This is a genomic window from Cellulosimicrobium sp. G4 BAM 1002, assembly GCF_057126935.1.
Genome location: NZ_CP182109.1, coordinates 4,121,510 through 4,147,197 on the forward strand (window position 1 = coordinate 4,121,510; position 25,688 = coordinate 4,147,197).

The 25,688-nt window shown below is 73.0% G+C and carries 22 protein-coding genes and 1 riboswitch; of the genes, 6 read left to right on the plus strand and 16 right to left on the minus strand.

Translation table 11 applies throughout. The features are described 5' to 3' along the window. Positions 1-64: 64 nt before the first annotated feature. A riboswitch (TPP riboswitch) is annotated at positions 65-169 on the minus strand. 192 nt (positions 170-361) lie between these two features. From ACMXGY_RS18360 to ACMXGY_RS18375, 4 genes are all read left to right on the plus strand, one after another. Further along, entirely contained in the window at positions 362-1,189 is an 828-nt protein-coding gene (locus tag ACMXGY_RS18360; protein WP_483774399.1) for an ABC transporter ATP-binding protein, read from the plus strand. Further along, positions 1,189-3,723: an ABC transporter permease gene (locus tag ACMXGY_RS18365; RefSeq protein WP_483774400.1), complete on the plus strand. Its 2,535-nt coding sequence runs from the start codon at positions 1,189-1,191 to the stop codon at positions 3,721-3,723. The genes ACMXGY_RS18360 and ACMXGY_RS18365 overlap by 1 nt, the downstream gene beginning before the upstream one ends. Before the next feature lie 106 nt (positions 3,724-3,829). Next, positions 3,830-4,105 (plus strand): DUF4235 domain-containing protein, encoded by a 276-nt coding sequence (locus ACMXGY_RS18370; RefSeq protein ID WP_483774401.1) that lies wholly within the window; start codon positions 3,830-3,832, stop codon positions 4,103-4,105. A gap of 45 nt (positions 4,106-4,150) precedes the next feature. Beyond that, complete coding sequence (locus ACMXGY_RS18375; RefSeq protein ID WP_483774402.1) at positions 4,151-5,509, plus strand: hypothetical protein; 1,359 nt, start codon at positions 4,151-4,153, stop codon at positions 5,507-5,509. Here ACMXGY_RS18375 and ACMXGY_RS18380 read toward each other — a convergent pair. From ACMXGY_RS18380 to ACMXGY_RS18405, 6 genes are all read right to left on the minus strand, one after another. Further along, on the minus strand, positions 5,498-5,923 hold the full coding sequence (locus ACMXGY_RS18380; RefSeq protein WP_483774403.1) for a GntR family transcriptional regulator: 426 nt from the start codon (positions 5,921-5,923) through the stop codon (positions 5,498-5,500). The two genes, ACMXGY_RS18375 and ACMXGY_RS18380, sit on opposite strands and share 12 nt — an antisense overlap. Beyond that, entirely contained in the window at positions 5,920-6,879 is a 960-nt protein-coding gene (locus ACMXGY_RS18385) for a hypothetical protein (RefSeq protein ID WP_483774404.1), read from the minus strand. Before ACMXGY_RS18385 ends, ACMXGY_RS18380 begins: the two co-directional genes overlap by 4 nt. A gap of 86 nt (positions 6,880-6,965) precedes the next feature. Next, positions 6,966-7,541, minus strand: a complete 576-nt coding sequence (locus tag ACMXGY_RS18390) for a hypothetical protein (protein ID WP_483774405.1) — start codon at positions 7,539-7,541, stop codon at positions 6,966-6,968. Then, positions 7,538-8,197, minus strand: coding sequence for a hypothetical protein (locus ACMXGY_RS18395; RefSeq protein WP_483774406.1), 660 nt, complete (start codon positions 8,195-8,197; stop codon positions 7,538-7,540). Before ACMXGY_RS18395 ends, ACMXGY_RS18390 begins: the two co-directional genes overlap by 4 nt. Further along, a complete protein-coding gene (locus ACMXGY_RS18400) occupies positions 8,194-8,883 on the minus strand; it encodes a hypothetical protein (RefSeq protein WP_483774407.1) in 690 nt (229 codons plus the stop codon). The genes ACMXGY_RS18395 and ACMXGY_RS18400 overlap by 4 nt, the downstream gene beginning before the upstream one ends. Before the next feature lie 43 nt (positions 8,884-8,926). Further along, on the minus strand, positions 8,927-9,631 hold the full coding sequence (locus ACMXGY_RS18405; protein WP_483774408.1) for a DUF1361 domain-containing protein: 705 nt from the start codon (positions 9,629-9,631) through the stop codon (positions 8,927-8,929). Between the two features lie 117 nt (positions 9,632-9,748). Between ACMXGY_RS18405 and ACMXGY_RS18410 the strand changes: the two genes are divergently transcribed. Next, a complete protein-coding gene (locus ACMXGY_RS18410; protein ID WP_483774409.1) occupies positions 9,749-10,996 on the plus strand; it encodes an MFS transporter in 1,248 nt (415 codons plus the stop codon). A gap of 245 nt (positions 10,997-11,241) precedes the next feature. Here ACMXGY_RS18410 and ACMXGY_RS18415 read toward each other — a convergent pair whose 3' ends face one another. The 8 genes from ACMXGY_RS18415 to ACMXGY_RS18450 all read right to left on the minus strand — a co-directional run bounded on the left by ACMXGY_RS18415 (position 11,242) and on the right by ACMXGY_RS18450 (position 22,786). Then, complete coding sequence (locus ACMXGY_RS18415) at positions 11,242-12,450, minus strand: DeoR/GlpR family DNA-binding transcription regulator (RefSeq protein WP_483774410.1); 1,209 nt, start codon at positions 12,448-12,450, stop codon at positions 11,242-11,244. Positions 12,451-12,490: 40 nt separating this feature from the next. After that, a complete protein-coding gene (locus ACMXGY_RS18420) occupies positions 12,491-15,394 on the minus strand; it encodes a hypothetical protein (RefSeq protein WP_483774411.1) in 2,904 nt (967 codons plus the stop codon). Positions 15,395-15,503: 109 nt separating this feature from the next. After that, positions 15,504-16,844 carry an ABC transporter substrate-binding protein gene (locus tag ACMXGY_RS18425; RefSeq protein WP_483774412.1) on the minus strand — a complete coding sequence of 447 codons (1,341 nt, stop codon included), beginning with the start codon at positions 16,842-16,844 and terminating at the stop codon, positions 15,504-15,506. A gap of 94 nt (positions 16,845-16,938) precedes the next feature. Next, positions 16,939-17,892, minus strand: coding sequence for a carbohydrate ABC transporter permease (locus ACMXGY_RS18430; RefSeq protein ID WP_483774413.1), 954 nt, complete (start codon positions 17,890-17,892; stop codon positions 16,939-16,941). A 7-nt stretch (positions 17,893-17,899) separates the two neighbouring features. After that, positions 17,900-18,835, minus strand: coding sequence for a carbohydrate ABC transporter permease (locus tag ACMXGY_RS18435; protein ID WP_483774414.1), 936 nt, complete (start codon positions 18,833-18,835; stop codon positions 17,900-17,902). Beyond that, entirely contained in the window at positions 18,832-20,958 is a 2,127-nt protein-coding gene (locus ACMXGY_RS18440) for an alpha-galactosidase (RefSeq protein ID WP_483774415.1), read from the minus strand. Before ACMXGY_RS18440 ends, ACMXGY_RS18435 begins: the two co-directional genes overlap by 4 nt. A 239-nt stretch (positions 20,959-21,197) precedes the next feature. Beyond that, positions 21,198-22,214 carry a LacI family DNA-binding transcriptional regulator gene (locus ACMXGY_RS18445; RefSeq protein WP_483774416.1) on the minus strand — a complete coding sequence of 339 codons (1,017 nt, stop codon included), beginning with the start codon at positions 22,212-22,214 and terminating at the stop codon, positions 21,198-21,200. A 98-nt stretch (positions 22,215-22,312) separates the two neighbouring features. Next, complete coding sequence (locus ACMXGY_RS18450; protein WP_483774417.1) at positions 22,313-22,786, minus strand: DUF6328 family protein; 474 nt, start codon at positions 22,784-22,786, stop codon at positions 22,313-22,315. Positions 22,787-22,888: 102 nt separating this feature from the next. On the opposite strand from ACMXGY_RS18450, the gene ACMXGY_RS18455 reads away from it, so the two are divergent. Continuing rightward, entirely contained in the window at positions 22,889-23,608 is a 720-nt protein-coding gene (locus ACMXGY_RS18455) for a PAS and ANTAR domain-containing protein (protein WP_483774418.1), read from the plus strand. A gap of 18 nt (positions 23,609-23,626) precedes the next feature. Here ACMXGY_RS18455 and ACMXGY_RS18460 read toward each other — a convergent pair whose 3' ends face one another. Both ACMXGY_RS18460 and ACMXGY_RS18465 read right to left on the minus strand, forming a co-directional pair. Next, a complete protein-coding gene (locus ACMXGY_RS18460) occupies positions 23,627-24,475 on the minus strand; it encodes a GAF and ANTAR domain-containing protein (RefSeq protein WP_483774419.1) in 849 nt (282 codons plus the stop codon). 309 nt (positions 24,476-24,784) lie between these two features. Further along, the gene (locus ACMXGY_RS18465; RefSeq protein WP_483774420.1) at positions 24,785-25,645 is read right to left on the minus strand and encodes an SDR family oxidoreductase; all 861 of its coding nucleotides are present in this window, start codon (positions 25,643-25,645) and stop codon (positions 24,785-24,787) included. Between the last annotated feature and the right edge of the window lie 43 nt (positions 25,646-25,688).

Here is a 25,688-nt window from a genome sequence, read left to right on the forward strand (position 1 = left end):
TCCTCCCTGGACGTTCAGGAGGGGTCCACCGGCGCGCACAGGACCACGGTGGGTGTGCGCGCAGGTGATCGAGATCCCGACTTCCTCCACCGGTGCTAACCGGATCAGGTTCGAGGGTCTGCGGTGGTCCGCACTCTCAGCTCCTCCAGGAGCTCCCCTGTCGTTCCCCTCGAGCCTACACCGGAACGCCCGCCGGCCCGTGACCGGCGGAGCCACCCTGAGAAGACCCTGAGCGCCCCCGCGCCGGGACCAGGGAGAGGTCCGGGAGGTTCCCCGATGCCCGGGCACGGGTGTCCGCGCCAGGGTCGATGGTGACCGGGCCGCCCTGGCCCGGTCACCATCAGCAGGAGGAGAAGTGACCATGAGCAGCGCACCGACCGCCGCGGTCGTCACGGAGGGAAGCATCGAGCGCGGCACCACACCGGACGCGATCGCCACGGCCCGGGGCCTGGTGAAGACCTACGGGCGCGGGGAGGCGGGCGTCCGTGCGCTCGACGGCGTCGACGTCGACCTCGAGCGCGGGCGCCTCACCGCGATCATGGGGCCCTCGGGCTCCGGCAAGTCGACGCTCATGCACTGCCTCGCAGGGCTGGACTCCCCCACGTCGGGCACCGTCGTCGTCGACGGCGAGACGGTCTCGGCGATGAGCGAGCGGCGGCTGACGCGTCTGCGCCGGACGCGCATCGGCTTCGTGTTCCAGTCGTTCAACCTCGTCCCGACGCTCACGGCGGAGGAGAACATCGTCCTGCCGCTCGCGATCGCGCGCCGGCCCGTGGACCGGGAGTGGTTCGAGCGCGTGGTCGACGCCGTGGGCCTCCGCCCGCGGCTCGGGCACCGGCCGGCCGAGCTCTCCGGCGGGCAGCAGCAGCGCGTCGCGTGCGCGCGGGCGCTCGTCTCCCGCCCCGCGGTGGTGTTCGCGGACGAGCCGACGGGAAACCTCGACTCGCGCGCGGCCGCGGAGGTGCTCGGGTTCCTGCGCTCCTCCGTGGACGACCTCGGCCAGTCCGTCGCGATGGTCACGCACGACCCGACGGCGGCGTCGTACGCGCACCGCGTGCTGTTCCTCGCGGACGGGCGCCTCGTCACGGAGCTGCGCGACCCCACGCCGCAGGGCGTCCTCGACACCCTCGGCGAGCTGACCCCGGCGACACCGGGCAGCGCCGCGCACGCACCGGCGGTCGTCCGGTGATGGGGCGGATCGCGGTGCGCGGCGTGCGCGCGCACGGCGCCCAGCTCGTGCTGTCGGTGCTCGCCGTGGCGATCGGCGTCGCGTTCGTCACCGGCACGTTCGCGCTGCGCGCGATGCTCGCCTCGACGTTCGACGGGATCGTCGCGTCCTCGATCCAGGCCGACGCGTACGTGCGCGGCGGGACGAGCACCGGGACGGCGCTCGAGTCGTCGTCCGCCCAGCTCGGCGGCGCGCGCAGCCTCGTCCCCGCGGAGCTCGCGGACGAGCTCGGCGCACGCGACGACGTCGCGCTCGCGCTCCCCGAGGTCAGCGGTCCCGCGGTGCTCGTCGGCGCCGACGGCACCGCCGTGCTCAGCGCGCAGGCACCGAGCATGGCGATCGCCTACGACCCGCGCGACCCCGGCCCGGAGGTCGTCGACGGTCGCGCCCCGCGCGACGGCGCCGAGGTCGCGCTGGAGTCGGGGACCCTCGAGGCGTCCGGGCTCGCGGTCGGCGACACGACCGACGTCGTGCTGGGCGACGCGGTGCAGCCGGTCCGCGTCGTCGGCGAGGTCTCGCTGTCCGCGCCGATGGCCGGCGCGACGATCGTGCTGCTCGACGCCTGGACCGCCGCCGCGACGTTCGCACCCGACGGCCTCGTCCCGTCGATCGCCCTGTACTCCGCGGACGGCACGGCACCTGACGCCCTGGTCGACGCCGTCGCCGACGACCTGCCCGACGGCGCCGAGGCGGTCACGGGTGCGGAGCTGCGCGAGGAGACGAGCAGCGCGATCGCCGACCAGCTCGGCTTCGTCTCGACGTTCCTGCTCGTGTTCGCCGCGCTCGCGCTGTTCGTCGGGACGTTCATCATCACCAACACGTTCGCGATGCACGTGCGCCGCCGCACGCGGGAGCTCGCGCTCCTGCGCGCCGTCGGGGCCTCGCCCGCGCAGGTCTTCGGCTCGGTGCTGGGGCAGGCCGCGGTCGTCGGGGTGGTCGGCGCGGTGCTGGGCGTGGCGGCCGGGTTCGGCCTCGCCGAGCTCGCGCGTGCCGGGATCGGCGCGGTCGGGATGGAGCTCTCCGGCTCGCTGCCCGTGACGACCGTCGGGATCGTCGTCCCGCTCGTGGTCGGCGTGGTCGTCTCGATAGTCGCCGCCGCCCTGCCGGCGCGGCGCGCGGCCCTCGTGCGGCCGGTGGAGGCGATGCGTCAGGACGCCGTGCGGCCCGCCGGACCGGGCGTCGTCCGCACGGTCGCGGGCGCGCTCGCGCTGCTCGCCGGCGCGGGGCTCGTCGTCGGCGCGGCGGCGGCCGGGAGCGACGGGGCACCGCTGCTCGGGCTGGGCGCCGTCGGGGTCATCGCAGGTGTCCTCCTGCTCGCTCCGCTCGCGGTCGGTCCGGTGCTGAGGGTGCTCGCGGCGCCGTTCGTCGCGCTCGCCCGCCCGCTCGGCGGCCTCGCGCGCGGCAACGTCACGCGGCAGCCTCGCCGCACGGCCGCGACCGCGGGGGCGCTGCTCGTCGGCATGGCGCTCGTCTCGACGACGTCGGTCCTCGCGTTCTCGGCACGCGAGTCCGTGACCGGCATCGTCGACGAGGAGACGGCTGCCGACCTTGTCGTCCGGTCCGCGACGCCGTACCTGCCCGAGGGCGTCGCGGACGACGTGCGGGCCGTGCCCGGCGTCGCGTCGGCCGACCTCACGACGTACGGGCCGGTGACCGTGGACGACGAGCCGCAGCTCGTCGTCGGCTTCCCCGCCGAGGGCTTCGGCCGATCCGTGCGCACGACCGCGACGGAGGGCGACCTCGGAGCGTTCGCGCGCGGCGAGGCCGCCGTCATGGCCGACGCGCTCGAGGAGCACGGCTGGGAGCTGGGCGACGTGGTCACGATCGCCGACCCCGCGCGCCCGGGCACCCCTGCGCAGGACGTCCGGATCGGGGTCGTGATCGACTCCCACGCGTTCACCGTCGACATGCTCCTGCCCCCGGACGTCGCGGCGGCCGTCGGCGCGACCGCCCCCGAGATGCTGTTCCTCGACCTCGAGCCGGGGGCCGACCCCGGCGCCGTCCGCCAAGACGTGTCCGACGCCGTCGCGCCGTACGTCGTCGCGTCGGTGCTCGACGCCGAGGAGTTCGCCGGGGAGGTCGCGTCCCAGGTCGAGTCGATCCTCGCGATCGTCTACGCGCTCCTGGGGCTCTCGGTCCTCGTGGCCGTGCTCGGGATCGTCAACACGCTCGCGCTGTCCGTCGTGGAGCGCACGCGGGAGATCGGGCTGCTGCGCGCCGTCGGGCTCGGACGTGCCCAGCTCGGGGGGACGATCGTCATCGAGTCCGTGCTGATCGCGGTGTTCGGGACGGCGGTCGGGCTAGCGGTGGGGACGGGGCTCGCCTCCGCGCTCCCGTCCGTGCTCGCGGAGGAGGGCTTCACGACCCTGGCGATCCCGTGGGCCCAGCTCGGCGCGATGCTCGCGCTCGCCGCCGTCGTCGGGGTCGTGGCCGCCGCGTGGCCGGCGACCCGCGCGGCCCGGCTGCCCGTGCTCGACGCGGTGAGCCAGGAGTGAGCCGGGAGTGAGCGCGCCGGGCGGCGTCCGGGCGGGACTTCGCACTACGGTGGACGTGCGATCACGCCCGGCGCCGCACGGCGCCCCGACCGACGGAGGACCCCTCGTGGCCGACCTGAACGACACCGAGCAGACCCTGGCCGTGAAGGTCGGCACCGTCGCCCTGACGTTCGCCGCCGGCTGGGTGGCCCAGAAGATCGTCACGTTCGTGTGGGCGAAGGCCACGGGTCACGACGCGCCGAAGGACCTCGACGACGAGGAGGTCGGCATCGTCTCGGCCGTCACGTTCGCCGCCGTCGCGGCGGGCGTCGGTGTCCTCGCCCGCCGGTACGCCGGCAAGGAGGCGAAGCGCCTCGTCTCGCGCCTCGCCGCGCGCGTCTGAGGTCCACCGCTCCGCTCCCGTCGCGGCACGGGTAGCCTGGCGCGCGTGACGGCGCCCACGACGACCGCGAGCCCTGCCTCGGCTCCGCAGGACTCGGTCCTGCGCTCCGGCCTGCGCGTCCTCGCCGACGCCGGCCGGCTGCTCGCCCGGCACTGGCCCGCGCTCGTGGCCGTCGCCGTCCTCGCCCAGGTGGTGCACGAGCTCGCGCTGCGGGCGGCGCTCGAGGTCGCGCCGTCGTCGGGCGTGCTGGGGCTGCTCGTCCTGTCCTTCTCGCCGCTCGCGACGGTCGTCGGCATCGTGGTGATGCTGCACGTCCTGCGCCGGGAACCGCGCGACGACCGCGACCGGATCGAGGTGCGCGCGCTGCTCGGCTCGATCGCCTCGGTGCTCGTCCCGTACCTCGTGATCTACGAGTTCTACGGCGGCCTCTCGTCGGACTGGCAGGCCTACGTCGACTCCGCGGCGCTCGAGCACGCCTTCGCCGCCGGCGCCGGGATCGAGACGGCGAGCCCGGTCCCCGAGGGCTTCGGTCTCACCGTCCTGCTCGTCGTCGCCGGTGCGCTGCTGGCCCGCACGCTCCTCGAGCGCGTGGCGAAGCGCATGGAGCGCGGCGTGGTCGAGGCCGGGGGCGAGGCCCGGCGCAGCGCGCGCTCGGCCGCGGTCCGCATCCTCGCGGGCTACTGCGAGGTCGTCTGGATCGTCGTCGGCGCGTTCACCGTGACGGCCGTCGTCGGGCGTGTCCGCGAGTGGTGGACCTCGCGCGTCCTCGTCGTCGAGGTGACGACGTGGTGGGACGGCGTGGTCGCGCGCGTCGACCTCCTCAAGCCGGTCGTCGACGCCGTCGGGCCGACGACGTCGCTCGTGCTCGCGGGCATCGTCACCGGCCTCGTGGTCCCGCTCGCGTGGCTCACGCTCGGCACGATCGTCTACGGCGTCGAGGCGATCGACGTCGTCGACCCCGTGCACGCGCCGGCGGGCGCCGAAGGGCGGACCGCCCGCGTCGTCGACCGGTTCAACCGCACGCTCGGCGCGAGCGGCGCGCGCAGGGCGTGGGAGCTCATGCTCGACCCGGGCCGGCGCTTCGGCGGGCTCGTCGGCGCGCTCGGGATGCTGTGGCGGAGCCGGTGGGGCGCGGTGCTGCTCTTCTGCGTCGCGTTCGCGCTGCTCACGCTCGCCGAGCAGGTCGTGTTCACGGCGGCCCAGGCCGTGCTCGGTCAACCGGGGATCGACGTGTGGCGCGCGGTGTTCGGCCCGCTCGAGACGGTCGCGACCGTCGTCGTGCAGGTGCTCACGACGGTCCTGCTCGCCGCCGCCGCGGACGCGCTGCTGGCGAACCTCGGCCTGCCGTCGGCCCTGCGGACCCGCCGCCGGCAGCGCACGGCGCCCGTGGCCTCAGCCGCCTGACCCGACCTCCGCTCGCTGCGCCCCGTCCCGCGAGCCGCCGGCCCGAGGCGCGCCGAGGAGCGCGGCCGCGACGGCGTCCCGGACCTCGACGTCGGTCAGCCCGTGGTCGCGCGCGAGCCGCACGAAGCGCGCCGCCGCCTCGGTGACCGCCGCCCGGTCGAGCGTGGCGGCGGGCGCGGTGACGAGCGTCCCGACCCGGCGGCGGGTCGTGACGAGCCCGGCCGCCTCGAGGTCGCGGTACGTCCGTGCGACCGTCCCCGGCGCGATGCCGAGGTCGTTCGCGAGCGCCCGCACGGTCGGCAGGCGCTGCCCGTCCGCGAGGTCGCCCGCGGTGACGAGCGCGGCGAGCTGGGCGCGGAGCTGCTCGTAGTGCGGGGTCGGGGAGTCGAGGTCGATGCGGACGGCGAGGCTCACGCGGCCACCGCCACCGGCTCGCGCTCGGCCGCCGACGCAGGCGCCGGGTCGCGCGCCGGCCACACGGCGACGACGAGCGCCACCAGGACGACGACGAGCGCGACGACGAGCAGGACGTTCCCGGCGGTGACGTACCCCGGGCTGAGGCCTGGGCCGGTGGGCACCCCGTCGCCGTTCCCCAGGCCGAGCCAGCGGAGCGAGAGGCCCGCGAGGGCGACCAGCCCGGCGAGCGTCAGACCGAGCACGAGCTGCGTCGCGCGCTCGACGCGGCGGGCGACCCGACGTCGCAGCCACATGTCCCAGCCCTCGGCGACGTCCTCGACCGCCGGGCGGGACGCGACGAGGCGCAGCACGACCTCCGACGCCACGACGGCGACGCCCGCCGCGACGACGAGCGGCACCGTCCACAGCCAGCCGGGGAACGGCGCGACGGTGAACGCCGCGTGCGGTCCCGTGACGCGCGCGATCGAGCGGGGTCCGTCGGACAGGAGGCCGAACGCCACGCCGGCCACGACGAGCCCCGCGCCCCAGCCCCAGGCGACGCGCCGGGTCGCGGACGGGACGACGTCGGCGGCCGAGCGCGCGACGAGCCGCGCCTCGCGCTGCCGGTGCAGCGGCCGGGGCCACGTGAGCTCGCCGACGGCATGCACCCCGAGTGCGGCGACGAGCGCGACGAGCGGCAGGACCGCGGTCGCGCGGGCCCCGAGCCCGGACAGCCCGAGGTAGAGGTACAGCGGCGGGAGGGCGATCCCCGCGGCGACGAGCAGCGCAGCCGCGGCGCTCGTCGCCGCCGCGTGCCGCACCGCACGCCGGCCCGCCGTGCTCGGGACCACGGCGCGGCGCCCGTCCCACCACAGGAGCCCGGCGACCACCACGGCGGCGAGCAGGCCGAGGTCGACGGCGAGAGCGACCGGCAACGGCAGCGGGTTCCCCAGCATCCACGACACCCAGCTCACGACAGCACCTCCGTTGAAAGACTATTGACTACGAACTATGTTCATTAAAACGTCGCGTGTCAACCCGTAGCCCACGAGGTCGGTCTTCAGTCGGCGTCGGCGGAGGCCGGCAAGGACCAGTAGTCCGGGAGGAGCTCCGGCTCGACGACGCGCACCTCGGCCGGCTCGGCGTCGTCGGGCGTGAGGAAGTACTGGGTGACGCGGCTCGAGGCGTCGCCCGTGCACACCGGCGGGTCGGTCATCGGCATGCCCGGGAGCGCACCGGCCCCCGCGCTGTACACGCGTCCTTCCGTGTCGCGCAGCGTCACCGTGCACGCGGAGTACGCCTCCTCCTCCGGGTCGCTCGCCGCCCCCGGGGAGCCGGCGCCGGGCACCGCGCGCACCGACACGTCCGCGGCCCACAGCGTGTACCCCTCGGGGGCCTCGATCCGGCCGTCGAACCCGTCGTCGAGCCAGTCGACGACCTCGAGCCCGGCGAGCCGCGCCCGGACGTCGCCGACCTGCGCCCAGCCCTCGGCATCCGCCGCGTGGGCGCGGTGCGGCTCCGACGTCCACCATCCCTGCACGGCGTCGGAGCGCCACGTGAGCGCACCGAGCGCCGCGAGCGCGACCGCGAGCACGACCAGCCACCAGCGGTTGGTCCGCCACCACCCCACGCTCATCCGGCCCACCCGCCCGGCACGAGCGCGGGGGCGAGCACCTCGACGGTGTCGCCGTCCGACGGCGGCTCGACGCGGCCGAGGTCGATCTCGGCGATCGCCTGCGGGCGGTCGATGTCCGCGTCCTGGTGCTCCGTGAGCACGCGCAGCACGACGTCCCCCTCGAGCGCCCGGGCGGGGACCTCGACGACGACGGTCCCCGCCTCGGGGACGTCCGGGTCAATGAACGCGCTCAGCATCGCGTTGCGCACCCGGTGCGAGGCCTCGTGGTCGCGACCCTCGGCGTCGCGCAGCTCGATCGACTCGACGGCGGCCTCCCGGGTCGTGCCCGACACCGCGAGGTCGACGGCGACCCAGACGCCGTCGGTCGTGAGCGTGTCGAAGCCGTCCTCGAGCAGGGTGCCCGTCCGCACGTCGTCGACGCGCACCCGCAGCGGCCCCGCGGTCACGACGTCGCCCACCGTGCCGCGCGTCGTCGTCGCCGTGAGCGTGGGCCACCACGTGTCGACGCGCGCGACGGCGGCGCCCACCACGACGGCGAGGACGACCAGGACGACGGTCGCGACCCGACCGGTCCGGCGCGGGCGCGCGGCCCCAGGCCCGTCCGACGGCGTGGGCGGCGCAGGCACGACGGCTGCCTCGGTGGCCTGCTCGCTCACCAGTCCACCTCCTCCTCGGGCGGCTCGACGATCGTCGGCGGGACGTCGCCCGGCGGGACGTCCACGAGCGTCGACGCGCCCGTCTCGGCCCAGCGGCGCCCACCGCCGATCGTCATGTCCCGGTACCGGAACGTCGGCAGGGTGACGGTGAGCGGCTGGTCCGCAGCAGCCTCCGACGGGCCGAACGTCAACGGCCACAGGAGCGCGACGTCCTCGGGCAGACCCGGCTGCAGCACGGGGTAGGGCGAGGCGTCGCGTACGAGCAGCGTCGCCTCGGGGCGGTCGGGCTCCGCCTCGGCCGCGAGCTCCAGCCCGTCGGGCAGCTCCTCCGGGAGCGTCACCGCCGCGTCGTCGAGACGCCGCGACACCCGGTCGGTGTCGAGCGCGCCCACGACCACGAGCAGCCACGCGTCGGCCCCGGCGTCCTCCAGCGCGGACGTCTCGACGGTGTCCGTCACGGTCCACGACCGCGGCGTGAGGTCGAACGGTCCGGTGGGGACGGGCTCCCCCGCGGTGGCCCGGGCCGGCCCGGCGTCTGCGGCGACGTGCTTCGCGAGGCCGCCGGCCGCCGTCGTGCCCACCACGACGCCGAGCAGGACGGCGAGGGCGATCCGGCGCGGCCACGTGCCGACGACGGCGCGCGCCACGGGCACGGCGCGGGCGGCCCTCGGCGGCGTCGTGGTCACGCCGCGCATCCTACGGTGGTGCGGCCGGTACCGTCAGGTGCCCTCAGGCCCCGCGCACCAGGATCGTCGTGATCGGTCCCATGACGATCGCGTACATGAGCGCGAAGAACAGCGTGTGCAGGACGACGAAGAGCAGGGCGTCGCGGACCGCGCCCCGGGCGCGGAAGTGCCGCACGAGCTTGCGCACGAACTGCGCGGGGTGCAGCAGGTCCCAGCTGTTGAAACGCACGTACCGGCCGAGGTAGATGCCCACGGACACGAGCGCCAGCACGACCAGCACGGCGATCCACGAGGACGCGTGCCCGAAGGGGTCGTCGTCGTTCGGGTACAGCACCAGGGCGATCAGCGCCTGCACCAGGAAGACGTTGACCACCGTGTTCATCACGCCGGACATCGCGAGCGTCAGCACGGCGACGATGTCGTACCAGAGGGGGACGTCCTCCCCCTCCTGGCGGTGGCTGTAGTTGAGCTCCGTGACGAGGTAGCCGGCGTTGGGCAGGAGAAGGAGCCAGATTCCGAACCCGAGCACCGCGACCGTGACGATCACCCCCGGTGCGGCGCCGCCCGCGATGAGCACGGCGTCGAGGAGGACGACGAACCCGAGGACGATCACCGGGGCGATCGACAGCCCGATGTTGAGCAGCATCGGACGATACAGGCGCGTGCGGAAGAGCGGTGCGCGCAGCACCACGAGCGCGAGCGCGTACACGTTGAGCAGGGCCACGCCCCCGAAGAGCCAGTCGAGCACGGCCCCACCGTACGGCCCGTTCGCCGCGCGCGCCGCCAGGAGCGTCGTTAGCGTGGGAGGCGCTCGACGCAACGACCTCGCGTGCCCGTCGCCGGGCACCGCTCACCAGGAGTCGCCATGGCGCAGCAGGACGCGAGCGGGACCGCCGGCCCCGCACCGACGACGACGTCCACGTCCCCCACCCTCATGCTCGTCCTCGCGACGGTCGGGTTCGCGGTGAACTTCTGGGCGTGGGCGCTCATCAGCCCGCTGGGCGCCGCGTACGGGCAGCTGTACGACCTCACCGACGTCCAGGTGTCGGTGCTCGTGGCGGTGCCCGTGATCGTCGGCTCGCTCGGGCGCATCCCTGTCGGCGCCCTCACCGACCGGTTCGGCGCGCGCATCATGTTCCCGCTCGTCACCGCGCTGACCATCCTGCCGGTGCTGTTCGTCGGGCTCGTCGCCGACAGCTTCGTCGCGCTGCTCGTCGGCGGGTTCTTCCTCGGCCTCGGTGGCACCACGTTCGCGATCGGCGTCCCGTTCGTCAACGCCTGGTACCCGCCCGCGCGGCGCGGCACGGCGATCGGCATCTTCGGCATGGGCATGGGCGGCACCGCGATCTCCGCGTTCACGACCGTGCGCATCCGCGACGCGTGGGGCGACGCGGCCCCGTTCCTGCTCGTCGCGGCGATCCTCGCGGTGTTCGCCGTCGTGGCGTGGCTGCTCCTGCGCGTCCCGCCCGGCCGGGCGACCGCCCCCGCCGGGGGCTTCTGGAAGCGCACGTGGGCGACGTTCCGCCTCCCCGCGACGCTCCAGCTCTCCTGGCTGTACGCCGTCGGGTTCGGCGGGTTCGTCGCGTTCTCCGTCTACCTGCCGACGTTCCTCGTCAACGCGTACGACCTCACCGCGTCAGACGCGGCCGCGCGCACCGCGGGCTTCGTCGTCCTCGCAGTCCTCATGCGCCCGGTCGGCGGCGCGCTGTCCGACCGGTTCGGCGGAGTCCCGGTCTCGGTGGGGTGCTTCGCGGTCGTGACGCTGCTCGCCGCGGTGGTCGCGTTCCAGCCGTCGCTCGTGCCCGTCGGGACGATCGCGTTCCTCGGCCTCGCGGCGGCCCTCGGAGCGTCCTCCGGGGCGACGTTCGCGCTCGTCGCGCACGTCGCGCCCGTCGAGAAGGTCGGGGCCGTGACCGGCCTCGTCGGTGCGGCCGGCGGGCTGGGCGGCTTCATCCCGCCGCTGCTCATGGGTGCGGTCTACCAGTTCGAGGGCACCTACGGCCTCGGGTTCGCGCTCCTCGCGCTCACCGGGCTCGTCACGCTGCTCTTCACGCTAGGCCCCGTCCGCCGCGGCGTCCGCACGCGCGCGCAGCAGGCGGCGACGACTCGGTAGTCTCCGCAGCCAGGGCTCGAGCATGCCCCCGGTCTCGTCGAACGACGTCGAGATCCTTCTCGACCCACCGGCCCTCCAGAAGGGTGACACGGTCCGGCAGGCTCTCCGGAGGCCCGTCCGCCCGAGCTTCTCAACCGCCTGCGGGATGGACGGAGGTCGACCCCGTCGGTCGCGTGATCGAATGGGTCGACTGGTTCGACGACGCCGGGATCCAGAGAACCTCACGCCCGCTGAACCCGGGGCGTTCACAGGGACGATCGACGCCCGACCGTGGTCGGGTGCTCCGCCGGGCGGACGACAAGAAGGCGCCCGACAGCGTCACCGACGCGCGTTCGCTCCCGGGCAGGCATCGCCTCATCCGTGACAAGGATGTCGACCTCGTCGAGCGTCGCGAACCCGTACCGCCGGCCGGGACGCCATGCCTCGCGGCCAGCGAGAACCACGACCCGGTCGGCGCTCCGCACCATCGCCCGGCTGGCGTCCGACTCCTCGCGTCCGCGGTCGGCCAACCCGGTCGCGGACGAGATCCGGTAGGCGTCGACGAACGCGAGCGTGCTCGGGAGCGCGCCGAAAGCGCGCCTCGCGATCGGGCCCACGAGGGCGTCCGACGCGGTGCGCACGCCCCCGGAGAGGATGGCGGTCAGCCGGTCGTCCCGCGCGGAGTCCACCACCCGCGCGACGGCCGTCGAGCTCGTCAGGACCGTGAGCGGCCGCAGTCGCGGGTCCGCGGCGATCCGTTCCGCGAGGAGCCGGGTGGTGCTCCCCGGGCCCAGGGCGACGACGCCCCCGGCCTCGATCAACCGCGCGGCGACCTCCGCGCGCGCGTCGTCGCCCGCCCGGGCGACTCCAGGGCGCGGCACGTGCGCTGAGCCCTGTACGCGAGCGGACGTCGCGCCCCCACGCACCCTGTGCAGCACACCGCGGTCCGCGAGGGCTGCGAGATCACGACGGACGGTCATGTCGGACACGCCGAGGTCACGCACCAGGTCGGCGACCGCGACGACACCCCGGTCGCGTACGGCGGCGGCGATGCGCTCCCTGCGCACCGTGCCGAGCAACCGCTCCCTGGTCCGCTCCGCCCGCGGGAGCTCGGGTCGCCGGTCGGTCGTCATGGCGGTCTCCTCGGCGTCGCCGTCGTGCGCCGTGTCGGGGCAGAGGCCGCTCGACCAGGCCGGTCCGCAGCGCGGGAGGGGGATCCGGCGGGCTCCGCCGGGCCCGGACCTGACGTCGACGAAGCCGGGATGGACCCACGCGTGGATGACCCCGGCGCGCGCGAGTGCGACGTACCCACGCGACCGGGGGATCCAGACGTCGTCGAACGTGACGTCGGCGACGACGTCTCGGACCGCCGCGACGGCCCGGGGGTCACCGACACCGAACGCCTGCAGCGCGTATCCCAGGTCCGTGTAGCGCGTGCGACCTGAAGCCCGTCGCTCGGGCCTCGCGTCGTTCATGTGCGAGGCCCGAGCGAGGTGGCGGACGACCGGCAGCCGGTCAGCCGCAGTCGAGCATGTCGTACGCGACCTCGTACTGACCTTCTCGCCCGTCCGTCGTTCCGGTCACCATGACGGTGCCCTCCTCGAGCCGGGTGGAGCGGGTGGCGAACGACTGGTAGCCGGAACGCTCGGGAGCGACCGCCGCGAACTCGCGCGTGCCGTACGCCGTGACGACGCTGAGGTCGACCGCCGACTGCTCCTGGTTCGTCGCGCGCACAGCGAGGTAGGCCTTTCCGGCCAGGCAGCGCGGCTGGACCTGGACGTCAACGGCGACGGCCGCGGAGGAACCGGAGTTGGTCACGTCCAGCACCAGCGGCGCCAGGGCGAGGGTGTCCAGGTTCGGGGCCCAGCCCGTGGCGTTGCCCAGCGTCAGCGCGCCGTCGTCGGTGCTCAGGTCCAGGGCGATCGTGTGGGTCCAGAAGCCCTTCCACGAGTAGTTGTGCCGGAAGGCACCGCGTGTGGTGCCGCCGCCGGCCTCGCTCACGTCGAGGAAGCGCGTGATGACGTCGGTGTTGTAGGCGTGCCCGGTGTTCTTCTCCGCGTTCGCGTACCGCACCACGAGGTCGTACTGGCCCGAGCTCACGCCCTCCGCGCGCGGCCACACCGCGACGCTCTGCGCGCTGCCGCCCAGCCAGGACACCTGCCGGCCCGACACGTCGGTCGGCTGCGACACCGACTCGAGGCGCGCACCACCCGAGAGCTGGAGCACGTTCTCGGCCTCGACCTTCTGGACCGTCGCGTCCGACTCGGCGGCGCGCGTGGTCGTCAGGGACCTGAGCGCGATGCCCTCGGGCGAGGTGATCGTGAGCTCGGTGATGCCCTTGGCCAGGTGCACCCGCGCCGTCGAGGTGCGCGCACCCGCGGCATCCGCCTCGAGGCCGGTCACCTCGCGACCGTTGAGCCGCAGCCCCACCGTCGTCGCCGCGTCCGCCGCGTAGTCCAGCGTCACGTCGTGGTAGCCCGTCTCCCGAGCGGCCACGTAGAACGTCGCCGAGCCCTCGTTCGCGACCTCCACGTGCCCGGCCGCGCCGGCGTCGTAGGAGACCGCCGCGCGTTCCAGCCGTGCAAGGTGCGCGGGGTAGGTGGTCGTGTCCGGGCCGTCCACGCGCTCGAGGTCGAACCGGTCGAGGGTGACGTTCGCACCGGGCAGGACGGTGGACCCGTCGGCGCTCGCCCGCACCGACAGCTGGCGCGCGCCTGCCTGGAGGTCCACCAAGACCTCGGCCTTGCCGCGGTAGGAGTCCGAGAACCCTGCCTCGTAGCGGATCGTGCCAGCCTGTGCGCCGTCGACGAACAGCGCATGCGAGCCCGGTCCCACGTTCGGCCCGTTCACTCCCGCGATGACGCCCAGGCGGTAGGTGCCCGTCGCCGGGACGTCGACCGTCCACGACGCCGACGCCCCCGCCGACGTGAAACCTCGCACGTCCTTGGCGCCCGACGCCGCGAAAGTCCACGCGTCACCGGCCGGGCGATCCACCACGGTCAGTCCGGACAGCTGGGCCGACTCCGCCTCGACACGCTGCTTCCACGTCGTGTCCACCACGGGTGCCTCGTCGAGCACCGGAGTCACCACGACCTGGTAGGCCGAATGACGGTCGTCGTTCGGGACGACGACCTGCACCGCACCGTCGACCACCGCGGCACGCTCGGCCACCACGACCGGCGGCGCCAGCGCCTCCCCCTCCTGCCCGGTGAACTCCGCCCGCCGCACCTGGACCTCGACCTCGTCACCGAAGACCTCGGTGTCGATCCCCGACACGTCGACGCGGACGTCCTTCGAGCCGCCGCCGAAGAGCACCGTCGCCTGGCGCTTCTCCGCGTCCAGGGCCGCGAGCCCCTGCAGCGTGTCGACCTTGTTCAGCGCGGGCGGGGTGAGCTCCACGGTCTCTCCCGTGAGGTCGCCGTACCACTTCAGCAGCCACCACGCGCCGTTCGCGCTGTTGTTCTTGGCCATGTTGTCGTTGAGGTTGCCCGCGAACGTCCAGTACGCCGTCTGCGCGTCGACCTTCTCGTCCTCGAACATCGAGATCCACTGCACCAGCTGCCCGGGCACCCCCATGTCGCGACGCATCGCGTACTCGGTGATGTTCACGGGCAGCGGGCCGACCCCGACCTCCTTCTCGATCTGACGGAACTCCGCGAGGTGCGAGCGGAAGGTGGCGAGGTTCTCGACACCGAGCTCGTGCCAGGTCCACATGTCCGGCAGGACGTCGTTGGCCTTCGCGTAGGTAAGGATCTGGCGAGTGCTGGTCCCGTGCCACCAGGCGTCACCAGGTCCGGCGATCTTCGCCTCCGGGTAGATCTCCTTGATGGCCTCGTAGGCCGCCTTCCAGTCGGCGAGGAAGGTGTCCCGCATGACGTTCCAGTCGCCATACCAGTTGATGCCGTCGGGCTCGTTGAACGGCGTGAAGACGTACCGCTCCGGGTAGTCGGACTCCTCGACGATGCTCGTCACGACCGTCCGGACCGTCTCGAGGTACGAGTCGAAGTCCTCCGGCCGCTTCCCACCGTTGTACGGCCAGTCGGGGTAGTAGTCCTGGATGTTCACCATCAGGTACTCGCCCCCGTTCTCGAAGAGCGAGCGCTCGACGTCGAGGGGGTCCCCGTTGGGGTGCTGGGCGCCGTGCGGGGCCTTCTGGGTGACATTGGTCGGACGGGCCCCCGCGACGATGGGGTCGGTGGGCACGCCGTCGTCGCCCAGTCCGTAGAGCATGCCCGACGCACCGCCCTGCACCGCCCCCGTCGACGCCGACAGGTCGACCGCGAGGACCTCGACGTCCTCGGCAGCCGCTGCACCGGGCAGCACGGTCACCGCTCCGGTGGCGGCGACCAGGGACGCAGTCAGTCCTGCCGTGAGTCGGCGGAGCATCGTGCGCCCGCCGTCCGTTCTCTTGCCATGCATCTGTCCACACTCCTTCGTGCTGTCGAAACCGGGGAGCGGTCGGTGCGACCGCCCGGCTCGGACGTGCGGGTGTGGCACGGTCGCCACGTCCCGCCGTCCGTGCTGGTGCTCAGTCCGCGAGGACCGCGTTGATCTGCTCGTTGACCTCCGTCAGCGACGACGCGTCCTGGTTGCCCAGAGCGATGTCCTCGAACGCGACCGACGCGATCGCGTTCACCTCGCCGGCGCGGACCGTGATCGGCGGGAGGAACGTGCGCCCCTCCTCGCGGTAGCTGAAGAACGCCGAGACGTCCCAGCCCTTCGCCTCGAACGCGGCCAGCGCCTTGTCCGCGGACTCGGGGATCGCAGGGAAGACGACGGCGTGCTCGGCGACGATGTCCTGGCACGCGCTGGAGCCGAGGTACTGCACCCACTCCCAGGCCGCGTCCTGCTTCTCCGACGACGCGCTGATCGAGTCGGCGACGCCGTTGAACACCGAGGCGCGGTCACCTGTCGGACCCACCGGCCCGGGGGCGATCCCGACCTCGACACCTTCGAGCGCCTTGAACGTTCCCGTGGCCCAAGAGCCGTTGGTCCCCATGGCGACCTTGCCGGAACCCACCTGGGTGAGCGTCTCCTCGGAGAACACCCCCGCCGCGGGGGCGTAGCCCTTCTCCGCAAGGCCGTAGAACCAGTCGACCGCCTTCTGGAACTCGGGGTCGTCGAAGTTGTAGCGCGTGCCCCACGGGTTCTCGTCCAGGTAGTCCCAGTCGAGCGACCCCGTGAAGTTGGCCCACTGCATCTGGCCCGTCTCCTCGAAGTTCGGGTTGATGCCCAGGCCGTAGACCGCGACCTTCGACTTGTCGAACCCGGCCTCGTCACCGCGTACGCCGTTGGCGTCCACGGTGAGGTGCGCGACGATCTGCTCGAACGAGCCGCCGTCCTCGGGATTCCAGTCCGCCGCCCACAGGTCGTCCGCCGTGTAGCCGGCATCGGCGACCATGGCCTCGTTGTAGAAGAACGCGGTCGTGTCCCAGTCCTTCGGGAGGCCGTACAGCGAGCCGTCGGCGTACCGCCACGGGTCGACGAGACCCTCGGCGTAGACGGAGGTGTCGACCGAGTCCTTCTCGACGAGGTCGTCGAGTGCGACGATCTGGCCCTGCGAGGCGAACTCGCCGTACTTCGACAGGTGGTCGACGAACACGTCCGGGCCGGAGCCGCCCACGAAGGATGCGGTGAGCTTCGTCCAGTAGTCGTCCCAGGCGAACTGCTCGATCTTGATCGTGATGTCCGGGTTCTCATCCGTGAACGCAGCAGCGCACGCCTGGTAGGCGGGCACCTGGTTCGAGTCCCAGAGCCAGTAGGAGATCTCGTCGCCGGAGCCGCCCGAGCCCGAGCCGCCTCCCGAGGAGCAGGCCCCGAGGGCCAGGACCAGGGATCCTGCCACCGCGACGTGGACAGACTTTCGCATCGTTGTTCCCTTTCGCAGACATCCGCGTCGATGGTGCGGAGTGGTTGTCGGGTCCGACGGCCGCCGTACCCGTATGCCCCGTGGTGACGATCGGCTACTTGATTCCTGTGAAGCCGATCGAGTTGACGATCCTCTTCGCGAAGGCGAGGAAGAGCAGGAGCATCGGCAGCGCTGCGAGCAGCGTCGCCGCCATCAGCCCGGCCCAGTCCGGAGCTGCCTGGGGAGACTGCGCCCGGAAGATCCCGAGCGCGAGGGTCAGCACTCGTGAGTCGTCGGACTGGCTCACGAGCAAGGGCCACAGGTAGTCGTTCCACGCCGTGATGTAGGTCAGGACCGCGAGGGTCACCACGGCGGGCGAGGCCATGGGCAGGACGATGGTGAAGAACGTCCTGAACCGACCCGCTCCGTCGAGCTTCGCTGCCTCCTCGATCTCGAAGCTGATCCCGGCGAAGAACTGGCGAAGGAAGAACACCGCGAACGGGGTCATGAGCATCGTCGGGAGGGCGATCCCCGGCAGCGTGTCGAGCAGGCCGAGGTCACGCACGAGCAGGAAGTTCGGCAGGAGCGTGAAGATGGTCGGGACCATCAGGCCGGTGAGGAAGACCGCGTAGACGACGTCGCGGCCGGGCCAGCGCAGCCGGGCGAACGCGTACGCGGCCATCGCCGAGAAGAAGACCTGGCAGACGGTGACCAGCGTCGCGACGACGACGGAGTTCAGCAGGTACCGCGGGAAGTCCATCGAGGCGCCCGACCCGCCGTCGGCGAGCGACTCCTGCGCCGTGGCGAGCCCGAGCGCGCGGCGGAAGCCCTCCCAGCCGAACCCGACGGGCAGCGGGTCTGCAGCACCGCCCGGCAGCGCCGCGTTGGTGGACAGCGCGGTCCGCAGCATCCAGTAGAAGGGAAAGATGGTCGCGATCATGAGGAGCACGAGCACGGCCCAGCCGACGACGCGGCCCGGAGTGATGGGGGGCCGGCGGTGACGAGGGGCTGGCTCGGCCGGAACCTGTCCGGTCGGTGGTGCGACGGGAGCAGGAGCTGTGGTGGTCATCGGAACCTCACGCCATGTCGTTCTGGTTGGCCCGGGTGAGCCGGAACTGGACGATCGCGATCCCGGCGAGCACGACGAGCAGTGCGACCGACATGGCCGACGCGTAGCCGAAGTCGTACCCGCGGCTGAAGGCGACCTCGTAGATGTAGTACTGGATGACGTTCGAGGCGTTCGCGGGACCGCCCTGGGTCGCGACCGACACCGTGTCGAAGACCTGGAACGAGCCAATCATCGTGACGATGAGCACGAGGCCCAGGTAGGGGCGCAGGAGCGGCATCGTGATCGAGCGGAACATGCGCAGCTCGGATGCACCGTCCACACGGCCCGCCTCGTAGAGGTTCTCCGGGATCGTCTGGAGCCCCGCGAAGAGCAGGAGCGCCGTGTAGCCGAGGTGTCTCCACACGTTGACGAGGGCGATCGTCGGGATCACGAGGGACTGGTCACCGAAGAACATGATGCGGTCGCCGCCGAGCGTCTCGACCAGCTCGTTGACGAAGCCCAGCTGATAGTCGAGCAGCATGAGGAAGAGCAGCGCCGCGACGACGTTGGACACGAGGTACGGGGTGATCATGATGCCGCGGACCACCATGGACTGCGTGAGCCGATGCATGAGCACCGCGACCACCACGGCGAGCACCGTCTGGAGCCCGATGTTGAGCAGCACGTACCAGATGGTCACCTTGATGGCGTTCCAGAAGACCGGGTCGGCGAACATCCGCTGGTAGTTCTCGATCCCGACGAGACCACCCGCGTTGAACGCCGTCGAGTCGGTGAAGCTCAGCCAGATCCCCCGGAGCGTGGGCCACAGGAAGAACACGACGAATCCGAGACCGGCGGGCAGCACGAACAGCAGGGCCGCCGGGAGGTTCCGCACCTCCTGTGACCGCCGCCGCCCCGCCCGAGCCGGTGCGGCCGGTCGCGGGCTCGTCGTCTCCGCGCTCATCTCTCCACCTCCACGTGGATCAGCACCGCCTGGTCCGGGTCGAGCGCCGGGACGCTCAGACCGACGGAGCCGAGCGCCGCCCCGCTCAACCGCAGACCGTCCGCCCACCACGCGGGGGCGGTGCGCGGGTCGTCGCCCCGGACGACTGCCGGACCGGACGGGCGGACGAGGTAGGTCGCGTCGGGGTCCAGGCCGGGAAGCTGCACCCGGCCCGCGGGCCACGTCACGTGGCGCTCGCGCAGGGTGAGCCCGTACAGCGCTTCGGTGCGGTCCGGGCTCACCGCGCCGTGCAGCCACAGGTCGCCGCCCTCGAGCGATCGACGCACCACGCGACCCGTGTGCACGAGGTGCCGCACCTGCTTGTAGTGGTCCACCCAGTCGGCGAGCTCTCTCCGCTCCGCCGCGGTGGCCTCCGAGAGGTCCCACTCGATCCCGAAGTGACCGAAGAGCGCCGTGGCGGCACGGAACGAGAGGTCGAGCCGGCGGCCCGTCGTGTGCGCGCGGTCCGCCCCCACATGGCTGCCGACCAGCTCGGGCGGCAGGAGCTGCGCCGTCCAGCGCTGGATCTGCTGGCGCTCGTGGGCGTCGATGCAGTCCGACGCCCAGACCCGATCGGTCCGCTCGAGGATCTCGAGGTCGACGCGCGCACCGCCGGAGGAGCAGGACTCGATCTCCAGACCCGGGCAGTACTCGCGGACCTCGTCAAGGAGGCGGTAGGTCGCGAGCGTCTGCTCGTGGACCCCAGCGCGACAGGTACGCGTCGACCCCGCGTCGACGAGGTCGCGGTTGTGGTCCCACTTGACGAAGTCGACGCCGTGCTCGCGGACGACCCCGACGATGCTCGACAGCACGTGCTCGTACGCGCCCGGGTGCGACAGGTCGAGCACCTGCTGATGACGCGCCTCGACGGGGAGCCTTCCCTCGACCTGGAGGATCCACTCGGGGTGCCGTCGAGCGAGGTCGGAGTCGAGGTTCACCATCTCGGGCTCGAACCAGAGGCCGAACTCCATCCCCAGCCCCTTGACGTGCCGGACCAGGTCGGCGAACCGCCCGCCTCCCCAGACCTCCTCGGACACGGTCCAGTCGCCGAGACCTGTGGCGTCGTCCCGACGCCCACCGAACCACCCGTCGTCGAGGACGAACCGCTCGGTCCCCACCTCGGCGGCGAGGTCGGCGAGCTCCTTCAGGCGGTCGAGGTCGTGGTGGAAGTAGACGGCCTCCCACACGTTCATGACGACCGGTCGGGGTGTGCGCGGGTGCCAGGGACGCGCGCGCAGATGGTCGTGGAACCGCGCGGCGAGCGCGTCGAGCCCGTCCGCATGGCTCGCATAGAGCCATGGGCCCGTGTACGACTCCTCCGGAGCGAGCGCGACCTCACCGGGAAGCAGCAGCTCACCACCGAGGAGGAGCCGACGCCCGTCGAAGGTCCGCTCGGCGGACACGACATGGTTGCCGCTGAAGGCCACGTGGAGCCCCCACGTCTCCCCCGCCTCGAACCCGAACCCGGGCTCGCCCGCGACGAGCACCGTCGCCGCGTCCGCACCGGTCCGACCGTGCCGACCCTCGCGGACGTGGGAGCCGACGACGAAAGGGGACCGCTGCGGGACCCGCTCCTTGGCCCAGCGCCCGGCGAGGTCGAGGAGCTCGTCCGCCTTCGTGGGGACCGGCAGGGCGAGGCGCAGACCGTCGAGGGTGTACGGCCGGCCGGCGACGTTGGTCACCCGCCCGCGCAGCCGGAGCAGCCCCGAGGGGAGCAGCTCCAGCTCCAGCCCGAGACGGAGACCGGCGTCCGCGTCGTGCGCCCGGACGACGACCGAGCCGCCCTGTGCGCGCTGGTCCACGTCGACCCGAGTCGGGCGGAACCGCGGCGACCAGCTCCTGCCGCCCCGGTGGCCGGAGAGCCCGGGCGTCCCGGTCCATCCCGTCCAGGACTCCGGCAGGAGGGAGACGCGCACGCCCTGGTCGACGCCGTTCGTCGCGAGGACCGGACGGGTCGCCCGCTCGATGTCTTCGAGGTCCTCCGGGCTCTCCCCGATGTCGGCCCCCCAGTGCAGGACCTCGGGGAGGCCATCCTCGGGGAGCAGCAGGACGACGGCCGCACCCGCCGCCGCCAGACGCACCACTCGAGGCCAGGCTTGGGCGCCGTCCGCGTCTGGGACGTCCTCGGCCACCGTTGTGCTCACCACGTACGCGCACTCCCTCGTCGCCCCGCACCGGTGCGGGTCCTGCAAACGTTGGTCAGAAGTTAGCGCACACATCGGTCGATCTGCAAACGTTGGTCAGATCGGGTTCCGAACGGACGAGGCCGTGGCGGCACGCCGACAGGGGCGGTGGCGAGGCGACCGCAAGCAGGAGGAGGGCGTCAGGTGCGAGGCGGCGCAGTGCTCTCGCGAACGACCAGCTCGGGCCCGGCAGCGCTGTCCTCCGGGCGCTCGCCCGTCTCCACCCAGCGCGCGAGCATCCCGAACGTCCGGCGGCCCAGGTCCACGAAGTCCTGGGCGACCGTCGTCAGGGGCGGGCTCCACATGCGTGCGAACGGCTGGTCGTCGAAGCCGACCACGCTGACGTCCTCGGGCACGCGCCGGCCCTGCTCCGCGAGCGCGCGCATGACACCGATGGCGAGCTCGTCGTTACCGCACAGCACCGCGGTGACCGCCGGGTCCGCCGCGAGGGCCAGCCCGGCCTCGTAGCCGGAGTCCGGGTCGTAGCTCGCCTGGAACACCTCTGGCCGCTCGACCCCAGCCGCCTCGAGCGCACGCCGCCAGCCCCAGGTGCGCCCGCTGCGCGGCCGGGTAGCAGGGATCGCGACGTGGTGAACGGTCCGGTGTCCCAAGCTCAGCAGATAGCGCGTCGCCTCCTCGCCGCCTGCCTGGTCGTCGAGGAATGCGTGCGGGCGTGGACCCTGCCTGCGCCGCGCACCCGCCGCGGCCACAACTGGCAGCGCCTCCGGCAGCGCTTCGAGCGTGCGCACGCCGAGCGAGTCGAACTCGACCACTATCGCCCCCGCGAGGGACTGCGACAGAACGAGATCGACCGCGCGGCCGAGGTCACGAGGCGCCTCCGACTCCACGACAGCGATCGAGACCACGTAGCCCGCGGCTCGCGCTGCCTCCTCGATGCCCTGGAGCGTGGCGGCGTAGCCGTAGCGCAGCGTGTTTCGTGCGAGCACCGCGACGGTCGACCGACGCCCGCTGACGAGCGCTTGAGCAGCGGCATTGGGACGGTAGCCGAGCTGGGAGACTGCGGCTTGCACCCTCTCCCTGAGCCCCGTGCTCACCGGGGTCCGCCCTGTGAGGACACGCGAGACCGTCGAGACGCTCACTCCGGCGAGCTCAGCCACGTCAGACAGCACAGGCGGCTGGTGATTTCGAGTCGTCACCCGGGAAGGCTACGCCGTCTCCCGACCTACGTTTGCACGCGCAACGACACTCCTCGGAGTCCGAGACACGCCGCGGTCCCGCGCCGACGGCTGGCCAGCTAGTCGCCTCGTAGGACCAGGCGCGGCAGCACGAACCACAGACCGACGAGCAGGACGAGCGCGATCCCGCTCGCCCACAGGGCGGGAGTCCGGCTCACGACGACGTCCACGACCAGGAGCACGGTGCCCGTCACGACGAACGCGAGCACGAGGATCCCGATCCGGGCGATGCGGTCGCTCAGCGTGACGAGCTCAGGCTTGCGGTGCTTGCGGAACAGCGCGCGGTGCACGCTCACCGGTGTGACGAACAGCCCGGTGGACAGCACGGCCAGGCCGACCAGCGTGAGGTAGACGGCGACCTGGAAGTCGTCGAGGTCCGAGAACCGCTGCTGGAAGGGCAGCGTGAGCAGGAAACCCGTGAGGATCTGCACGCCCATCTGCATGACGCGCAGCTCCTGCAGCAGCTCGGCCCAGTTGCGGTCCGACCGCTCGTCGACCGACTCGTCGCGGCCGTCCGTGGCCTGCGCGCTCATGCGTCCTCCGTCGTGTCCGTGCCGGCATACGTGCTGGCATAATCGTGCACTGCTGGGGTCAGGAATCGGCTCCGTCCTGATCGACCTTCGGGGACCCCATCGATGGACGCCGCCCTACCCTCCGACGCCGCCGACCCTGGTGACGTCGTCCCCTCCCGCCTTGCCGACATCCTGGCAGCACTCGGGACCGGTGACCCGCAGCCCGTCGGGCGCTTCCGCGTCGAGCTCACCACCGACGTGTGGTGGTGGTCCGACGAGGTGTACGAGATGCACGGCTTCGCGCCCGGCGAGGTGGTCCCGACGACGGCGCTCGTCCTCGCGCACAAGCATCCCGACGACCGGGACCGGGCGGCGGACGCCCTGGCCCGCACGGCCCGCACCGGGAAGGCCTTCGGCTCCATGCACCGCATCGTGGACGCGAACGGGCGGACTCGCACCCTCGCCGTCGCGGCGCGCGGTCGCCGACCCGGTCCGGGCACGCCCGTCGCGGAGATGGCGGGCTACTTCGTCGACGTCACCGGCGCGCACCACGAGGCGGCCCGCCGTGAGGCGACGGCCGCGATCCGCGCCGCGGACGCGTCGCGCTCGGACATCGAGCAGGCGAAGGGCGTCGTCATGCTCGCGTACGGGGTGGGTGCCGACGAGGCGTTCGAGGTCCTGCGCAAGCGGTCCAACCACGCGAACGTGCCCGTGCGGGAGCTCGCGCGGAGGCTCGTCGGCGGTCTCGGGACGGCCGGGGAGGGTTTGGGCGAGGCCCGCTGCCGGGTCGACGGCCTCCTCGACGCCGCCGTCGAGGAGAGCAGCGCCGGACCGGCGCTCTGACGCCGGACCGGCGCAGGCTCAGCGCTGGGTCGGCGCCGGGTCGACCCCCGGGATGCGGCGCGTCTCGACGATCTGGCGCGCGACGTCGACGAGCTTGATGTTCGAGTCCTGCGACACGCGGCTCATCACCGCGAAGGCTCGGCCGGCGGTCAGCGAGTAGCGCTCCATGATGATGCCCTGCGCCTGACCGATGAGCGTGCGCGTCTGCACCGCGGACTGGAGCTGCTCCTCGGTCCGGGCGGCCGAGATCGCCGCCGCCGCGACCGCCGCGAACGTCGCCGCGAGGTGGTGGGCGTCGGAGCCGAACGCGTAGGGCTTCGTGGAGTACATGTTCAGAGCGCCGTGCGCGTTCTCGGACGTGTAGAGCTGCACGCACAGCATCGAGCGCACGCCGAGCTCGTCCGCGACCGCAGGCGCCCAGCGGGGCCAGCGGTCGTCCACGGCGACGTCGTCCGACTCGACGAGCGCGTGGTCGTGCACGGCGTCCAGGCACGGGCCCTCGCGCAGCTCGTACTGCAGCGCGTCGCCGCGCGCGACGAGCGGGTCGGAGACGGCAGGGCTCTCGATCCGGCCGCGCGTGACGAGCGAGATCCCTGCGGACTCGCATCCCTCGACCATCGTCACGGCGAGCTCGACGACCCGCTCCAGCGTCTGCTGGAGCGTCGGCTCGTCCGCGAGCGCCCGCGCCGCGTCGGCGACGAGGGCCGCCACGCTCTGCTCGTCGTACGCCGGCTCCGCGAGGCCGCTCCCGCCCATGGGGTCCGGCACCCCGAGGATGGTGCCCGCCTGAGGCGCCGGCACGGTGGCCTCGGGACCGGCAGGCATGCCGACGGCGCCCTGCTCGACGCTCTGCTCGATGCTCGTCATGTCTTCCTCCTCGGCGCGTGGCCGTCCCGGCCCCCTCCGGCATCCCATGGTAGTTCGCCCGGAGGAGGTTGTCGGCGGGCCGACGGCGCCGGAGGCCCCGCCCGGGCACCGTGCCGCGGGCGGGGCGGGGGCGGTGGGCCGTCTCGCCCGCACAAGGCGTGGCGGCTGGTGTCCCCGTGACGGGCGCCGTCGCTCTCGCGAAGGACCCGCCCCCGAGCGGGCGTCGTGCGCCCGCCCTCCGGTCCTCCCGAGACGGCCACGGCCCTCGGCCGATCCGTCCGCGGCTCCCTCGGGAAGGACTGCGACGTCTCAGAACACGGGCTTGCCCCCCGTCACCCCGAGCACCGTGCCGGAGACGTAGCTCGCGTCCCGCGGGGACGCGAGGAACACGAACGCGGGCGCCACCTCGGCGGGCTGGCCGGCCCGGCCGAGCGGTGTGTCCTGCCCGAACTTCTGGACCTTCTCCTCCGGCTGCGTCGCAGGCTGCAGCGGCGTCCAGATCGGGCCGGGCGCGACGGCGTTGACGCGGATCCCGCGCGGTCCGAGCTCGGCCGCGAGGTTGACCGTGAGGTTGTTGATCGCGGCCTTGGTCGACGCGTAGTCGAGCAGGGTCGTCGACGGCTGGAAGGCCTGGATCGACGAGTTGTTGACGATCGCCGCCCCCTCGCCGAGGTGCTCGAGCGCCGACTGCGTGATCCACAGCAGCGCGTAGAGGTTCGTCTTGAGCACCCGGTCGATCTCGTCCGTCGTGATGTCCTCGATCGACTCGCGACGCGCCATCTGGAACCCCGCGTTGTTGACGAGCACGTCGAGCCCGCCGAGCTCCGCGGCGGCACGGCCGGGCAGGGCGCGTGCCGTCGCCTCGTCGGTGATGTCGCCGGGCAGCAGAGCGCACGTGCGGCCGGCCTCGCGGACCCAGCGCGCCGTCTCCTCGGCGTCCTGCTGCTCCTCGGGCAGGTACCCGATCGCGACGTCGGCGCCCTCGCGCGCGAACGCGATGGCGACGGCGCGGCCGATGCCCGAGTCGCCGCCCGTGACGAGGGCACGCCGCCCGTCCAGCCGTCCGGTGCCCCGGTACGACTCCTCGCCGTGGTCCGGCGTCGGGTCCATCGGTGCCGTGAGCCCGGGAGGCTCCTGCTGCTGGGCGGGGAAGGCGGTGTCGTCGGTCATGGCGTTCCTCCTCGGTGTCGTGCCGGCGGTGGGTGTGTCAGCG

Bases quoted from the DNA above. Each gene is read 5' to 3' on its own strand.
- ACMXGY_RS18360 (WP_483774399.1), top strand. From the start codon at position 362: ATGAGCAGCGCACCGACCGCCGCGGTCGTCACGGAGGGAAGCATCGAG.
- ACMXGY_RS18365 (WP_483774400.1), top strand. From the start codon at position 1,189: ATGGGGCGGATCGCGGTGCGCGGCGTGCGCGCGCACGGCGCCCAGCTC.
- ACMXGY_RS18390 (WP_483774405.1), bottom strand. From the start codon at position 7,541: ATGAGCGTGGGGTGGTGGCGGACCAACCGCTGGTGGCTGGTCGTGCTC.
- ACMXGY_RS18410 (WP_483774409.1), top strand. From the start codon at position 9,749: ATGGCGCAGCAGGACGCGAGCGGGACCGCCGGCCCCGCACCGACGACG.
- ACMXGY_RS18415 (WP_483774410.1), bottom strand. From the start codon at position 12,450: ATGAACGACGCGAGGCCCGAGCGACGGGCTTCAGGTCGCACGCGCTAC.
- ACMXGY_RS18420 (WP_483774411.1), bottom strand. From the start codon at position 15,394: ATGCATGGCAAGAGAACGGACGGCGGGCGCACGATGCTCCGCCGACTC.
- ACMXGY_RS18425 (WP_483774412.1), bottom strand. From the start codon at position 16,844: ATGCGAAAGTCTGTCCACGTCGCGGTGGCAGGATCCCTGGTCCTGGCC.
- ACMXGY_RS18430 (WP_483774413.1), bottom strand. From the start codon at position 17,892: ATGACCACCACAGCTCCTGCTCCCGTCGCACCACCGACCGGACAGGTT.
- ACMXGY_RS18435 (WP_483774414.1), bottom strand. From the start codon at position 18,835: ATGAGCGCGGAGACGACGAGCCCGCGACCGGCCGCACCGGCTCGGGCG.
- ACMXGY_RS18450 (WP_483774417.1), bottom strand. From the start codon at position 22,786: ATGAGCGCGCAGGCCACGGACGGCCGCGACGAGTCGGTCGACGAGCGG.
- ACMXGY_RS18455 (WP_483774418.1), top strand. From the start codon at position 22,889: ATGGACGCCGCCCTACCCTCCGACGCCGCCGACCCTGGTGACGTCGTC.
- ACMXGY_RS18460 (WP_483774419.1), bottom strand. From the start codon at position 24,475: ATGACGAGCATCGAGCAGAGCGTCGAGCAGGGCGCCGTCGGCATGCCT.
- ACMXGY_RS18465 (WP_483774420.1), bottom strand. From the start codon at position 25,645: ATGACCGACGACACCGCCTTCCCCGCCCAGCAGCAGGAGCCTCCCGGG.